The organism is Streptococcus sanguinis SK355 (genome assembly GCF_000212855.1).
Taxonomy (GTDB): Bacteria; Bacillota; Bacilli; order Lactobacillales; family Streptococcaceae; genus Streptococcus; species Streptococcus sanguinis_A.
The window spans coordinates 21392-34535 of the sequence record NZ_GL890993.1; the positions used below are offsets into that span (position 1 = coordinate 21392).

General features: G+C 44.3%; 13 protein-coding genes and 1 other RNA gene. 2 read left to right on the forward strand and 12 right to left on the reverse strand.

What is annotated here, in order from left to right; genetic code table 11:
- The 4 genes from HMPREF9389_RS11085 to HMPREF9389_RS11075 all read right to left on the reverse strand — a co-directional run bounded on the left by HMPREF9389_RS11085 (position 1) and on the right by HMPREF9389_RS11075 (position 2791).
- Complete coding sequence (locus tag HMPREF9389_RS11085) at positions 1-1155, reverse strand: THUMP domain-containing class I SAM-dependent RNA methyltransferase (RefSeq protein WP_002927483.1); 1155 nt, start codon at positions 1153-1155, stop codon at positions 1-3.
- Between the two features lie 285 nt (positions 1156-1440).
- Positions 1441-1808: RNase P RNA component class B (rnpB, locus tag HMPREF9389_RS11430), an RNA gene on the reverse strand.
- Between the two features lie 21 nt (positions 1809-1829).
- On the reverse strand, positions 1830-2192 hold the full coding sequence (gene gpsB, locus HMPREF9389_RS11080) for a cell division regulator GpsB (protein ID WP_050540623.1): 363 nt from the start codon (positions 2190-2192) through the stop codon (positions 1830-1832).
- Between the two features lie 71 nt (positions 2193-2263).
- Positions 2264-2791 (reverse strand): DUF1273 domain-containing protein, encoded by a 528-nt coding sequence (locus HMPREF9389_RS11075; protein ID WP_002927487.1) that lies wholly within the window; start codon positions 2789-2791, stop codon positions 2264-2266.
- A gap of 67 nt (positions 2792-2858) precedes the next feature.
- On the opposite strand from HMPREF9389_RS11075, the gene recU reads away from it, so the two are divergent.
- The gene (gene recU / locus HMPREF9389_RS11070; protein WP_002927489.1) at positions 2859-3461 is read left to right on the forward strand and encodes a Holliday junction resolvase RecU; all 603 of its coding nucleotides are present in this window, start codon (positions 2859-2861) and stop codon (positions 3459-3461) included.
- A complete protein-coding gene (gene pbp1a, locus HMPREF9389_RS11065; RefSeq protein WP_002927493.1) occupies positions 3454-5595 on the forward strand; it encodes a penicillin-binding protein PBP1A in 2142 nt (713 codons plus the stop codon). Before recU ends, pbp1a begins: the two co-directional genes overlap by 8 nt.
- Positions 5596-5672: 77 nt before the next feature.
- Here the strand turns inward: pbp1a and pepC are convergent, their stop codons facing one another.
- The 8 genes from pepC to HMPREF9389_RS11025 form a co-directional block, all read right to left on the reverse strand.
- A complete protein-coding gene (gene pepC / locus HMPREF9389_RS11060; protein WP_032906098.1) occupies positions 5673-7007 on the reverse strand; it encodes an aminopeptidase C in 1335 nt (444 codons plus the stop codon).
- A gap of 78 nt (positions 7008-7085) precedes the next feature.
- Positions 7086-7646 carry a GNAT family N-acetyltransferase gene (locus HMPREF9389_RS11055; protein WP_002927499.1) on the reverse strand — a complete coding sequence of 187 codons (561 nt, stop codon included), beginning with the start codon at positions 7644-7646 and terminating at the stop codon, positions 7086-7088.
- A 47-nt stretch (positions 7647-7693) separates the two neighbouring features.
- Complete coding sequence (nadE, locus tag HMPREF9389_RS11050) at positions 7694-8518, reverse strand: ammonia-dependent NAD(+) synthetase (RefSeq protein WP_002927506.1); 825 nt, start codon at positions 8516-8518, stop codon at positions 7694-7696.
- Positions 8515-9975 carry a nicotinate phosphoribosyltransferase gene (locus HMPREF9389_RS11045; RefSeq protein WP_002927508.1) on the reverse strand — a complete coding sequence of 487 codons (1461 nt, stop codon included), beginning with the start codon at positions 9973-9975 and terminating at the stop codon, positions 8515-8517. The genes nadE and HMPREF9389_RS11045 overlap by 4 nt, the downstream gene beginning before the upstream one ends.
- Before the next feature lie 107 nt (positions 9976-10082).
- Positions 10083-10997: a thioredoxin-disulfide reductase gene (gene trxB, locus HMPREF9389_RS11040; RefSeq protein ID WP_002927510.1), complete on the reverse strand. Its 915-nt coding sequence runs from the start codon at positions 10995-10997 to the stop codon at positions 10083-10085.
- Between the two features lie 65 nt (positions 10998-11062).
- Positions 11063-11287: a DUF4059 family protein gene (locus tag HMPREF9389_RS11035; protein ID WP_002893522.1), complete on the reverse strand. Its 225-nt coding sequence runs from the start codon at positions 11285-11287 to the stop codon at positions 11063-11065.
- A 170-nt stretch (positions 11288-11457) separates the two neighbouring features.
- Complete coding sequence (locus tag HMPREF9389_RS11030; RefSeq protein WP_002927513.1) at positions 11458-12201, reverse strand: amino acid ABC transporter ATP-binding protein; 744 nt, start codon at positions 12199-12201, stop codon at positions 11458-11460.
- Positions 12201-13010 carry an amino acid ABC transporter permease gene (locus HMPREF9389_RS11025; RefSeq protein WP_328262158.1) on the reverse strand — a complete coding sequence of 270 codons (810 nt, stop codon included), beginning with the start codon at positions 13008-13010 and terminating at the stop codon, positions 12201-12203. Before HMPREF9389_RS11025 ends, HMPREF9389_RS11030 begins: the two co-directional genes overlap by 1 nt.
- Between the last annotated feature and the right edge of the window lie 134 nt (positions 13011-13144).

A 13144-nucleotide genomic window follows, 5' to 3' on the forward strand; every position in this document is an offset into this window, starting at 1 on the left:
CTAATCTAACTGACGTTTGACTCGCTGGCCAAAATACTGATATAAATCAACTTTTAAAGTACCATTATAAAGTTTGCGTTTTTTATCGGCCTGACTGCCGTATTTGCTTTCAAAAGCTTCATCGCTAGTCAGGATAAATTTGCTCCAGGTTTTGAGCGGAGCAAAGGTTTCTCCCATCTCCTGATAAAGCCGAGTCACAGCCTCATCATCTAGGAGGCGCTCCCCGTATGGCGGATTAGAGATAATCACACCATTGATCTTATCTGTATGCAAATCTTGCAGACGCATCTGCTTAAAGTGAATCTGCTCTGCTACTCCTGCTTGCTCAGCGTTTTTTCGAGCTAGCTCTATCATACGGCCATCGATATCCGAGCCAGAAATATCTAGCTGGATGGTCTGATCAATCTGACTGAGTGCAGTTGAACGAGCCTGGGCTACCAGGTCTTTATCCACCCAATTCCAGTCTTCAAAGGCAAAGGAACGATGGAGTCCCGGCGCCATCTTCATCCCAATCATGGCTGCCTCGATACAAAAAGTACCAGAGCCGCAAGTCGGGTCAATCAAAGGCTTATCTGGATACCAATTGGACAGGAGTAAAATGGCCGCTGCCATATTCTCCTTGATCGGTGCACCGCCTTTATCAGCCCGATAACCACGTTTGAAGAGGCTGGACCCTGTTGTATCAATCATGACTGTCACTACATCTTTTAGGATAGAAACCTCTATCCTAAACTCAGCTCCATTTTCCTGCAGGGGCACCCCTTCCGGACGTGCATAATGCTTCTGCAGCTTCTTGACAACTGCCTTTTTAGAAATAGCCTGAACACTAGGCTCATTGTGAAGTTTTGACTTGACGCATTTGGCCTTAGCAATAGGAAACTTGGCCCCGAGAGGCAGATAATTCTCCCAATCTAGAGCAAAAACTCCCTGAAAGAGCTCTTCGAAAGTCTTAGCTGGAAAACTGCCAACTACAATCTTAATCCGATCGGCCGCGCGCAGCCAGAGATTGGTTTGAATAATGGTACTGACATCACCCTCGAAGCGAACACGACCATTTTCAACCTGACAATCAAGCCCCAGCTCTCTGATTTCACGGCCGACGACAGCTTCTAGTCCTGCCGCAGCGGTCGCAATTAAATTAAATTTTTCTTTCATCTCGGCTTTTTAAATGGATTCCAATCTATACGAACAAAGGGGGTGAGACAAAAATCGTGATTTCGTCACATCGATTTTCCTCACTCTCCCTTTTTAAATTTTGGGCTGAGAAGGTTTCGCTGCCATTTGTCAGCTAGCTCATTACTTGAAATGTCCATCAGACAAATGAAGCAACAGCTAGTTGGACTTGGCAGAGAATAGAGCGCTCAGCCACTCTCTTGCTATTCTATTATAAAATTTAAAGAGGACAGGACTTGCCGTCCCAGCCTCAGCCTATATGCAATTTTCTGTAAGCCATGTTTTGTTCCAGAAATGACTAGGTACCATTTCCTTCGATAATCATCTGTCTACTGTTTCCAGTCAGAGTGCTATGTTCGCTTCCACGCACTCCATGCCCCGACCAAAGTTTGGGTTGCTAGCTTGAGGGGTTTACCGCGTTCCACTTCTTCTGTTTCCAAAAGAACTACGTCACTGTGGCACTTTCAGACCTAATCAGACATATCCAAAGACTTAGCCCTTTCAGTCGCCGTAACGGAAAAATCCGTCCCTAGGCTTATTTCTTCGCCTAGCACAAACACTACCGGCATCACAGCCAGTGCTAGCATGGACTTTCCTCATGAAAATCTAAAATTTCCACGCAATTATCCAAAAATTGCACTGTTTTAAAAGAACCATTATTCACGATCCAAAATTTGTTTCCCAAATACTTCCTTTTCAAGACGGTTCAAGCGCTTCAAGATATCAAAGTTAGTCGCAGAAGTCATCTGAGGAAAGCTTTCCACAGTCGGCTGAGTCGCTTGTGTTGATTGGACGGGCTGAGTCGGCTGAACCGGTGCTTTTTCAACCGGCTTCGCAGCCAACTCTTCCTTGAGACGGCGATTTTCCTCACGCAGCTCCTTTACCAAGGCTGCATAAGTCTCATAATCCTTGATAATATCGTCCAAAAACTCATCCACTTCGGACTTGCTGTAGCCGCGTACTTCGCGTTTAAAATCCTGATCAAAAATATCTTTTGCTGTAAAAATAATACTTGCCATCTTCTCTCTCCAATCTAGTTTGTCATATTCAATTATAAACAAAATGCATTATAAAAATCAAGATTTATCATCTAATTTCCCGAAAAATTTTCGGCCACTTCATTCAGGTCATCAAATGTTAATTTTTTGATAAAATATTGTTCTTGTTTTTTCATTTCTTGGTAAAGATATTTCAGTTTTGTCTCCTGTTCTTCATCGTAAAACAGGTAGGCTCCGTCCGTATTTTGAATGATGAATTGATTGTAATCACGAAACTGACCAGGATTTTGGTAGGTCGGATAAGCATACTTGACGAAATCGGTTTGCTTAAAAGCAGCTAATTTGGCTTGATTGGCTTCGTTCCAATTTTCACCTTGATTCTCAAAGAGAAAGATGGTTGCCGTCTGAAATTCATAGTCCTTTTTCAGGTCATTAGCTAGCTCCAAGACCCAAGACTCAAAGCCCAGATTGCCCATAAAAACCAGCCAGTCCACTCCATCTTCCAAAAAACGGATTAAGTCCCTTTTAGCGGCTTCTTTTATGATGTTTATTCTCATATCTTTTTCCGTTGAAATGCCGATTTCAAAGGCTTTGTAGCCTGTTATTAGTAGACTTGTCATTTATTCTCCCTTAAAAAAGTTTTTTGTGGTATAATAGAGTGATGCTATTGTACCAATAAGGAGTTTTATGGTCAACTATCCGCATAAGCTAAAGGCAAAAAGCAGTATCAATAGGCCAGCTTCCGGCATGATTAACTTTGCCAATCGTGGGATGTCTTTTGAAAAGATGATCAACGAATCCAACAACTACTATCTTAGCAGAGGACTCGCTGTCATTCATAAAAAGCCCACCCCCATTCAGATTGTCAAGGTTGATTATCCGCACCGTAGCCGAGCCAAGATTGTAGAGGCTTACTTTCGGCAAGCTTCCACAACAGACTATTCTGGTGTCTACAAGGGCCATTATATTGACTTTGAAGCCAAGGAAACCCGACAGAAAAAATCGATGCCCATGAAAAATTTTCATTCGCATCAGATTGAGCACATGGAGGCTGTCCTTGAGCAAAAGGGCATCTGCTTTGTCTTACTGCATTTTTCCAGCTTAAGGGAGACTTACCTGCTTCCCGCTTCTTATTTAATTGAGTTTTACAAGATCGACAAGGGAGGGAAGTCCATGCCCTTAAGCTATATTCAAGAGCATGGTTATTTGATTGAAATGCAGCAGCTTCCCAGCATCCCTTATCTTGAAATTATCGAACAAAAACTACTAGGTGGTATTATAAATGAATAAACAAACTCTTATGCAGGCTTTAAAATATCTTGCAAGTGCACTTATAACCCTGCTTATGATTGGATTCGTGATTGGCTGTTTGGTATTTACCTACTATGCTGTCAAGGCTCCCAAGCTTTCTGAAAAAGACCTGATCGCGACCACATCCAGTAAGATTTTTGACAGCAATAACAATTTGATTGCGGATCTAGGCGCTGAAAAGCGGGTCAATGCTGAAACAAGTGAAATACCTACGGATTTGGTTAACGCCATTGTCGCCATCGAAGACCATCGCTTCTTCAACCACCGCGGAGTGGACTTTATTCGGATTGCAGGTGCCCTTATCAGTAACATCCGTGGCGGGGGCCGTCAAGGGGGATCAACTCTGACCCAGCAGTTGATTAAGTTGTCCTATTTCTCAACTTCTTCTTCGGACGCGACCCTTTCACGAAAAATCCAAGAAGCTTGGCTGGCCGCTCAGCTTGAGCGTAAAGCGACCAAGCAACAAATCTTGACCTATTATGTCAATAAAGTCTACATGTCTAACAGTAACTACGGTATGCAGACAGCAGCCCGAAGCTACTATGGCAAGGATTTAAAAGATTTAAGCTTACACCAAACGGCTCTGCTGGCAGGTATGCCTCAGGCACCGAATCAATACGATCCCTACACCCATCCAGAGGCTGCAACCAATCGCCGTAATCTGGTACTTCGTGAGATGCACGATCTCAAATACATCACAGATGAACAATATGAGCAAGCCAAAAACACACCTGTAACTGACGGACTTCAAAGTCTGAAAGCTTCTACTAGCTACCCAGCTTACATGGATAACTATATTAAAGAAGCAATTGAACAGGTTGAAGAAGAAACTGGTTACAATGTCCTGACAACTGGTATGGAAGTCTATACAAACGTCAACACAGAGGCTCAGCAGAAACTCTGGGATATTTACAATACTGAAGACTATGTAGCTTATCCAGATGATGAAATGCAGGTTGCCTCCACCGTTATGGATGTCCAAACTGGTAAAGTCATTGCCCAACTCGGTGCCCGTCACCAGTCTACCAACGTATCCTTTGGTACCAACCAAGCTGTTGAAACCAACCGTGACTTCGGTTCAACTATGAAGCCAATCACAGATTACGCTCCAGCTCTTGAAAATGAAGTCTATACTTCAACTGCTGCTCCTATCACAGATGCTCCATATAACTTCCCGTATTCCAGCACACCAGTTTATAACTGGGATAAGAAATACTATGGCGGGATGACGATTCAATACGCGATTCAGGAATCCCGTAACGTTCCTGCTGTGAAAACGCTGGAAGCCGTTGGTCTGGATGAATCCCTCAAGTTCCTGAATCGTATAGGGATTAACTATCCTGAAATGTTCTATGTTAATGCCTTTTCAAGTAATACCAGCAAATCCGGCAACGAGTACGGAGCCAGCAGTGAAAAAATGGCTGCTGCCTATGCTGCTTTTGCCAATGGCGGTACTTACTACAAACCTCAGTATGTCAATCGCGTCGTTTTCAGTGACGGAACGGAGAAGACCTTCTCCAACAATGGTTCCAAGGCTATGAAGGAAACGACAGCCTACATGATGACCGATATGATGAAAACAGTCTTGCAGTCTGGTACAGGTACAAACGCTGCCATTTCTGGTGTTTATCAGGCTGGTAAGACTGGAACCTCCAACTATGCTGATGATGAATTAGCCAAACTGACCAAGCCTTACTACTACTCTAGCATTGTCACGCCAGACGAGCTCTTCGTTGGTTACACACCTAAGTATTCAATGGCTGTTTGGACTGGCTACTCTAACCGCCTGACACCAATCCTTGATGACGGGGTTAAGGTTGCAACAGATGTCTACCGCGAAATGATGCTTTACCTAGCTCAAGATGGCTCTGCTTCAGAAGATTGGGAAATGCCAGATGGTCTCTACCGCAGTGGCTCTTATGTCTACCTCAATAGTGGTACTGGCTATAACCGTTACTACAATAACCAGCAGTATTATAACTATTCTAGCTATAGCAGTTACAGTACAGAAGCTAGCTCTGACACATCAGCTTCTAGTGAGCATTCTGGCGATTCAAACAATAGCTCTTCTAGCCACAATGACTCATCTTCCGGTGACGGTGGAAATGACTAAAGAGACGAAGATTAGAATACAAACTAAAAGAGTAAGAATGAAAAATTCTTACTCTTTTCTTATTCTCTCATCAAAGCTTACTTTGCCAAAGCCCCCATGGGATCCCAAGGAGCCAAGACAATAGGCTCTGCTTCATAAGCAGCTAATTCTGCGGCTGTCAGAAATTCTTTACGAACGACGATTTGATAGGTATATTCGTCCATCCAAGCGTCAGAGGCTACGAAATAGCCCTTGTTCCCAACCTTTTCACCCCAGGAGTTTTCGACCTTCCATTTCTTAGCCTTGCCATTTTCATCCAAGTCTACCCCTGTCAAGACCATGGCGTGGGTCATGAGGCTTTCGCTATAGTCCAAGCGACCAGCCTTATCCTGAGTTAGTCGAATATCCATGCTGGCAGTGAAATCGTGCATCCCTTCTGCCATAACACCTGCCTTGCGATTGCTAGACTGACCTACATCCGAGCCAAACCAAACGGTCTCGCCAGCCTGCATTTGGGCGATAGCCAGATCTTTTAGTCGGTCCATTTCAACATTCAAATAACGGACTGGCTTGTTGCCAACGACATTGCCCAACATCTCAACTGTATAGGACCGACCATAAGGCTTGTCTGCAGTCGGCGCATTGATGATAGAAACATAGTCATCTAGCTTGAAGTCGACATATTTTTGATAGAAAGTCAGAGGTGTCAATCCGCTCTCGCTATGGAAATGATTTTCCTTATCTCGATAGGCAAAGTCAAACTGGCGAGGCGGCAAGCCTAAATTCATAGCTAGAAAGTTAAAGACTTCCTGTAGGAGTTCTTCTTTCTTGGCCTGAAGTTCAGCCGATTCCGCCCCTTCCGCTCTTAATTCTCGCAAAATCTGCGCATCTTGACGCAGGAGTTTATTGAGAATCTGATTGAGCTCGCGACTGTCACTGGACGAGATCGACTCTGGATAGACAGACTTAGGCACAACTCCGTATTTCTCAAAGAGGGAAACAACCATATCCCATTGACCGCCATCCTGCTGAGGCGTGTCTAAGAGAAACTTAACCTTGCGACTGGTCAATTCTTGGTTAGCCGTTGCCAGTACCTGCTCTAAGAACCAGTTGGATTTTTCATATTTATCCCAAAAGAAGGTATGGGCCTGAGATAGCTCAAAATCTTCCAATTGGAAACCAGCAATCATCTTGTGGCGGAAGGTATTAAGAGCTGCAAACATCCAACAGCGTCCTGAAGCTTTCTGGTCACTGACCTTGTCCTTCGTGAGATCCAGTGAAAAGACAGGTGTATTTTCCACGGCAGCGCTTCGCTTCTCTAAGGAAGCCAAAAGGCCATTGTGACTGATGGCATTTTCCATTGCTGCAAACTTGGGATTTGCCTCATAAGCAGCGTACAGCTTATCTGTAAAATCTTGTTCTAACGAATGCATAGAACCCTCCTTTTCATTATACATCTATTATAGAACTTTAAAAAAGGAGCGCAAGTAAAAAGGCTAGACAAAAGAGTCTTAGCCTTTTTCTAAATCGGATCTTAGGATTCCATAGACGGAAAAATCTTTGACTTGTCCTTTATGAAATACAGCCTGACGGAAAGTGCCTTCGTAGCTCATGCCGGCTTTGGCCATGACACGCCCAGAAGCTGGATTGACTGTTACAAATTTTGCTGTGACACGATTGAATCCTGCGTCTTGCAAGAGATAGATTAAAACAGCTTTCAAAGCTTCTGTCATTATCCCTTGCCCCCAATAGTCTTTACTTAAAATATAGCCGACCTCGCAAGCATTGACTGCCTCATCCATGTCCACCACACTAATATCACCAAGCACATGTTCGGGATTTTCTTTCAGGCAGATGGCCCACTTGTAAAAATCCATGTTTTGATAGTTCTCAACCCAGCGAGCAATGGATTGTTGGGTGACTTCAGGACTCTCGTGAGCATCCCAGGTCACATGCAGCAAATTATCCGGACTAGAAGCCCAGTTGTCATACATAGCTTGTGCATCCGATTCCAGAAAAGGTCTTAGCAAAAGACGTTTGGTTTCAACGGACTGTGTACCTATCTTTTTCATGGCTTCCTCGTTTCTTGGCCCAGACTAAAAAGTTTCGATAGAGATTTTCACTTCCAAAATTCGTCAAAAATCGTAATCGGCAAATGGCGTTTGTGCTGACCTTTATGCCACCAAGATTCGATAGTTTCTTGAGCTTGAGCTGAAATGGACTTACCTTCTAAATAGTCGTCAATTTCATTATAGGTCACGCCCAGAGCGACTTCATCAGCAATTCCAGGTTTTTCTTCTTCCAAGTCAGCCGTCGGTACCTTTTCATAGAGAGCCGGATCCGCCCCTAAGGCGGCCAAAAGCTGCTTGCCTTGACGCTTATTGAGACGGTAAAGTGGTAAGATGTCTGCTCCGCCATCCCCAAACTTGGTGAAAAAGGCCGTGACATTTTCTGCAGCATGATCCGTCCCAATGACAGCCCCACTGTATGAACCAGCCAAAGCATACTGGGCAATCATACGGCTGCGGGCCTTGATATTACCCTTGTTAAAATCAGAGACTTTAGCACCTGTTGCCTCCACAGCCTTTGTCATGGCATCAGCAGATTCCTTGATATTGACTGTCAGACTGACATCAGGCTGGATAAAAGCCAGAGCCTTTTGTGCATCATCTTCATCGGCTTGAACACCGTAAGGCAGGCGGACGGCGATAAAACGGTAGCTATCATCTCCAGTTTCAGAGCGCATTTCTTCTACAGCCAGCTGAGCTAAGCGGCCAGCCAAAGTAGAATCCTGACCACCAGAAATTCCCAGAACATAACTTTTCAAAAAAGGATGCTTCCTCAGATAGGCCTTGAGAAAGTCCACCGACTTGCGGATTTCTTCCTCCGGATCAATGATTGGTTTGACGCCCAGTTGAGCGATGATTTCTTCTTGTAGGCTCATTTTTCTGCTCCTGTCTGGTAGGCTTTCTTGCGCATCTGGTCAATCAAGTCCATCTTATCCTGCCAAATATCTCTAGCCAGGTCAACTGGATAATCCTGTGGATTGAGAACTCGTTTATACTCGTCCCAAAGTTTATCAAATTCCTTACGGGCATAGGTCTGAATCTCAGTCAGACTTGGCTGATTATAGACCAAATTCCCTTCTTGGAAAATCTCCACCAAAAGCGGTACGGCATCAAAATTTTTGACCGTTTTATTGATGTAGGTATAGGTTGGATGGAACATTTCCAGCTCTTCCAAGCCATTGACATCAATGCCATCATAGGTAATGTAGTCTCCCTCAGACTTCCCTTTTTCGCGACTGGTAATACGCCAAACCTGCTTCTTACCTGGGGTAGAAACTTTTTCAGCATTATTGGACAGCTTGATGGTATTGCGCAATTCTCCATTCTCATCTTCAATAGCAACAATCTTATAAACTGCTCCTAAAGCCGGCTGGTCGTAAGCCGTAATGAGCTTGGTTCCCACGCCCCAGACATCAATCTTAGCCTTTTGCATTTTCAAGTTGAGAATGGTATTTTCATCCAGATCATTGGACGCATAAATCTTAGCATCAGGGAAGCCAGCTTCATCTAATTGCTGCCGAACTTTCTTAGAAATATAGGCAAGGTCTCCCGAATCAATGCGGACACCCAGAAACTTAATCTTGTCTCCTAGCTCACGCGCCACCCGAATGGCTGCCGGAACACCTAGACGCAATGTATCGTAGGTATCTACTAGGAAAACACAGTTATGATGAGTCTCAGCATAAGCTTTAAAGGCCTCATAATCATTTCCATAGACTTGAACGAGAGCATGAGCATGCGTTCCCAAGACTGGAATGTCAAAGAGCTTACCTGCCCGAACATTGCTGGTTCCGTTGGCTCCGCCAATCACAGCTGCCCTAGTCCCCCAAATAGCAGCATCCATTTCTTGGGCACGGCGAGTTCCAAACTCCATCAAAGGCTCATCTTCGATAACAGAGCGGATACGAGCTGCCTTGGTGGCAATCAGCGTCTGAAAATTAACGATATTGAGAATAGCAGTCTCAACCAGCTGACACTGAGCCAGTGGACCTTCCACCTGCACTATTGGCTCATTGGCAAAAACCAAATCACCTTCCTGAACAGACCTTACGGTCAGGCTCATTTTGAGATTTCGCAAATAATCCAGAAACTCTCCGTGATAGCCCAAGGTTTGCAAATAATCTAAATCGCTCTGGCTGAACGTCAGATTATTGAGATAGGAAATAATTCTTTCCAAGCCCGCAAAGACTGCGTAGCCGTTATTAAAAGGATTCTTACGGAAAAAAACTTCAAAAACCGCATGCTTGTTGTGAATATTTTGCTTGAAATAAACCTGCATCATGTTGATTTGGTACAAATCAGTGTGTAGAGTTAAACTATCATCTGGGTACATCTTCTTGCTCCTTTACGCTAGATACCTTTTATTATATCATAATTCCAAAAAAGCTAAGCAAATCCTGTCAACTCACTTGAATAGACACACTTGCTTAGCTTATATTTTTATGCTTGCTCTGTAAGATATTTGTAGGCTTCCTGACTGGCAATGGCACCATCGCCAACAGCCGTCGTAATCTGGCGCAGGTCTTTCTGGCGAACATCACCAACAGCGTAAATACCGGCTACTGACGTTTTCATCTGATGATCCGTCAGAATCCAGCCAGCCTCATCAGTGATACCCAAGTCCTTAGCAAATTCACTAACCGGATCCAGGCCGACATAGATAAAGATGCCACCAAAATCTGCTTGACTAGTTTCACCTGTCTTGACATTCTTGAAGGTTACTCCAGTCACCTTACGCTCATTACCATGGATGCTTTCCACCACAGAGTCCCAGACAAAGCGAATCTTTTCGTTGGCAAAGGCGCGATCCTGCAGCACTTTTTGTGCTCGCAGCTCATCACGGCGGTGAACAATGGTCACACTTTTTGCAAAGCGCGTCAGGAAAATAGCTTCCTCTACCGCCGAGTCGCCACCACCGACAACCAGCAAATCTTCATCACGGAAGAAGGCACCATCACAGACCGCACAATAGGAAACTCCGCGGCTGTTGTAGTCTTCCTCGCCAGGAACCCCCAGATGACGATGATTAGCACCAGAAGCAATGATGACTGTTTTAGCTTCAAAACGCTCATCTTCTGTGATGATTTCCTTAAAATCGCCCCGATCTTCAATTTTTTCTACTAGGCCAAAGAGATGTTCTACCCCTAGATTCTCAAGAGGCTCAAACATTTTCTCTGCTAGCTCTGGACCGCTGATATTGGCATAGCCCGGGTAGTTTTCAATGTCAGCAGTATTGTTCATCTGGCCGCCAGGAATACCACGCTCCAGCAGGGCAACTTTTAGGTTGCTGCGGGCTGCATAGAGGGCAGCTGTCATGCCGGCAGGCCCAGCTCCAATAATAATTGTATCGTACATAACTCTTCTTTCTCCTTGTTGTAACTAGAATTATTCTAACAACTTTTCTACAATTTTACAAGCATTTAAGCTTTTAGAACAATGAGCAAGCCCAGTGTCGCAAAAGACAGGACTGGAATCGTCATAATGACAATCAGAAGAACATCGTACAGATGACTCTGGCGCTCCTTAGCTGTCTTGTCCTTGCGGCGAATCATCCGCAGTCCAATCCATAAACCCGCAATGATCCCTACACCGACTGCTGTATAAAGCAAGCTCTCGATATAAAGTGCAAATATTTGATCTAACATGTCAACTCCTCAAAGGTCAATCAGCCTTATTCTACAAAAATAAGAACAACTCCAAACCTAACCGTTAGCATAAAACACCAACTAGATAAGAAGGCCTGCTCCACTGCACGCCAAGACTGAAAACAAACTCAGCTGGTCTAGCCAACTGAGCCTTCACTGTCTCTATTATATCAAATATAGGTCCGTTTGTAACTAGCAAAAAATTCCTTGGTTCTTTCTTCCTTTGGATGATGGATAATCTCATCTGGTGTCCCAGACTCTATGATTTTCCCCTTGTCCAAAAAGAGCACCCTGTCAGCCACCTGAGCGACAAAGGACATATCATGACTGACCAGAATCATGGTTTGGCCAGACTTGGCTGCATCAGCGATTGATTTCTCTACTTCTCCGACTAACTCAGGATCCAAGGCTGAGGTCGGCTCGTCTAGCAAAAGAACATCTGGATTCATAGCCAAAGCCCTTGCCAAAGCCACCCGCTGCTTCTGACCGCCTGACAAATATCTAGGATAGTGATTTTCTCGGTCTGACAAGCCAACCTTTGCTAATTCTTCCTTGGCTATCTTGGTCGCTTCTTGGTCTGACAGTTTCTTAACAACCAGCAGTCCCTCCTTGACATTTTCCAGAGCAGTCCGGCGGGAAAAGAGGTTAAACTGCTGAAAGACCATGGCTAGCTTGCGACGCAGCAGCAAAATCTCATCTTTGGAAATCCTCGAAAAATCTACTTTGAAGCCATCGATGGTGATTTTTCCACTGTCTGGCTGTTCCAGATAGTTGAGGCTACGGAGAAAGGTTGACTTCCCAGCACCAGAAGAGCCAATCAAAGCTACCACTTCGCCTTTTTGAATTTCCAAACTAAGATTATCCAGAACCTTTTGACCTGAAAAAGTCTTACTTAAATGTGAAATATTAATCATCAGATTCCTTCTCCTTCTGCTTGCTGAAGCGATTCAAATTTATCCGGCTGCTTGATATCCATCATCTTTTCGATCCAGCGGCCAAGTTGCTCAATGAGAATATTGACTGCCCAATAAATAAGCGACACTGAGATAAAGCGCTCAAAATAGCGGTAGTCCGCCCCCGCGATAGCCTGTGCCTTGGCAAAAATTTCCACTACACCAGCACTAAAGGCCAGAGAAGTACCCTTGGTCAAGCCAATCAGGGAATTAATCAGACTAGGCGTCGCTACCACTGCTGCATTGGGGATAATGACACGCATATAAACCTGCTTGTTGGTCATCCCTAAGCTGCGAGCAGCCTCGATTTCTCCCGGATCCACGGACAAGATTGCTGCCCGGATGGTCTCACTGGCATAAGCCGCTTCGTTGAAAGCAAAAGCAACAATCGCAAAGACAGATGCTGGAATATCATTGATATTAAAACTTGTGCCATACTGCTGATTGATAGCCTTCAGCAACAAAGGAATTCCAAAATAAGTCAGCATGAGCTGGACCAGCAGCGGTGTTCCTCTCAGAAAGCTGACAAAGAAAGCCTGAATCGGATACAGGACTTTAACCCGATTAATCTTGACGATAGCAAAAACCATGGCAAGCAGAATACCAAAGACTGCACCACCCGCTGTCAAGAGGAGGGTGATCGGCAGATTTTGCAAAATGCCCGGAATGGCCTCAAAAACAGCCCTTAAACTAAATAATTTACCATCTGGAATGATCTTGAGAAACTCCTCATACCAACCAGTTGTCAGAAGATAAGTTGTAACCACTATTATTACTTCCTTTTCTTGATAATGAAATATTTTAACATAAATCTGGAACAAAACAAAGAATTTGCTTCGCTTTGACTAGCAAGCTACGGCCATTTTGACAGTTAAAATATGAGCAGTCTGTGCAAATATTATGT

Bases quoted from the DNA above. Each gene is read 5' to 3' on its own strand.
- HMPREF9389_RS11085 (WP_002927483.1), bottom strand. From the start codon at position 1,155: ATGAAAGAAAAATTTAATTTAATTGCGACCGCTGCGGCAGGACTAGAA.
- gpsB (WP_050540623.1), bottom strand. From the start codon at position 2,192: ATGGCAAGTATTATTTTTACAGCAAAAGATATTTTTGATCAGGATTTT.
- HMPREF9389_RS11075 (WP_002927487.1), bottom strand. From the start codon at position 2,791: ATGACAAGTCTACTAATAACAGGCTACAAAGCCTTTGAAATCGGCATT.
- recU (WP_002927489.1), top strand. From the start codon at position 2,859: ATGGTCAACTATCCGCATAAGCTAAAGGCAAAAAGCAGTATCAATAGG.
- pbp1a (WP_002927493.1), top strand. From the start codon at position 3,454: ATGAATAAACAAACTCTTATGCAGGCTTTAAAATATCTTGCAAGTGCA.
- pepC (WP_032906098.1), bottom strand. From the start codon at position 7,007: ATGCATTCGTTAGAACAAGATTTTACAGATAAGCTGTACGCTGCTTAT.
- HMPREF9389_RS11055 (WP_002927499.1), bottom strand. From the start codon at position 7,646: ATGAAAAAGATAGGTACACAGTCCGTTGAAACCAAACGTCTTTTGCTA.
- nadE (WP_002927506.1), bottom strand. From the start codon at position 8,518: ATGAGCCTACAAGAAGAAATCATCGCTCAACTGGGCGTCAAACCAATC.
- HMPREF9389_RS11045 (WP_002927508.1), bottom strand. From the start codon at position 9,975: ATGTACCCAGATGATAGTTTAACTCTACACACTGATTTGTACCAAATC.
- trxB (WP_002927510.1), bottom strand. From the start codon at position 10,997: ATGTACGATACAATTATTATTGGAGCTGGGCCTGCCGGCATGACAGCT.
- HMPREF9389_RS11035 (WP_002893522.1), bottom strand. From the start codon at position 11,287: ATGTTAGATCAAATATTTGCACTTTATATCGAGAGCTTGCTTTATACA.
- HMPREF9389_RS11030 (WP_002927513.1), bottom strand. From the start codon at position 12,201: ATGATTAATATTTCACATTTAAGTAAGACTTTTTCAGGTCAAAAGGTT.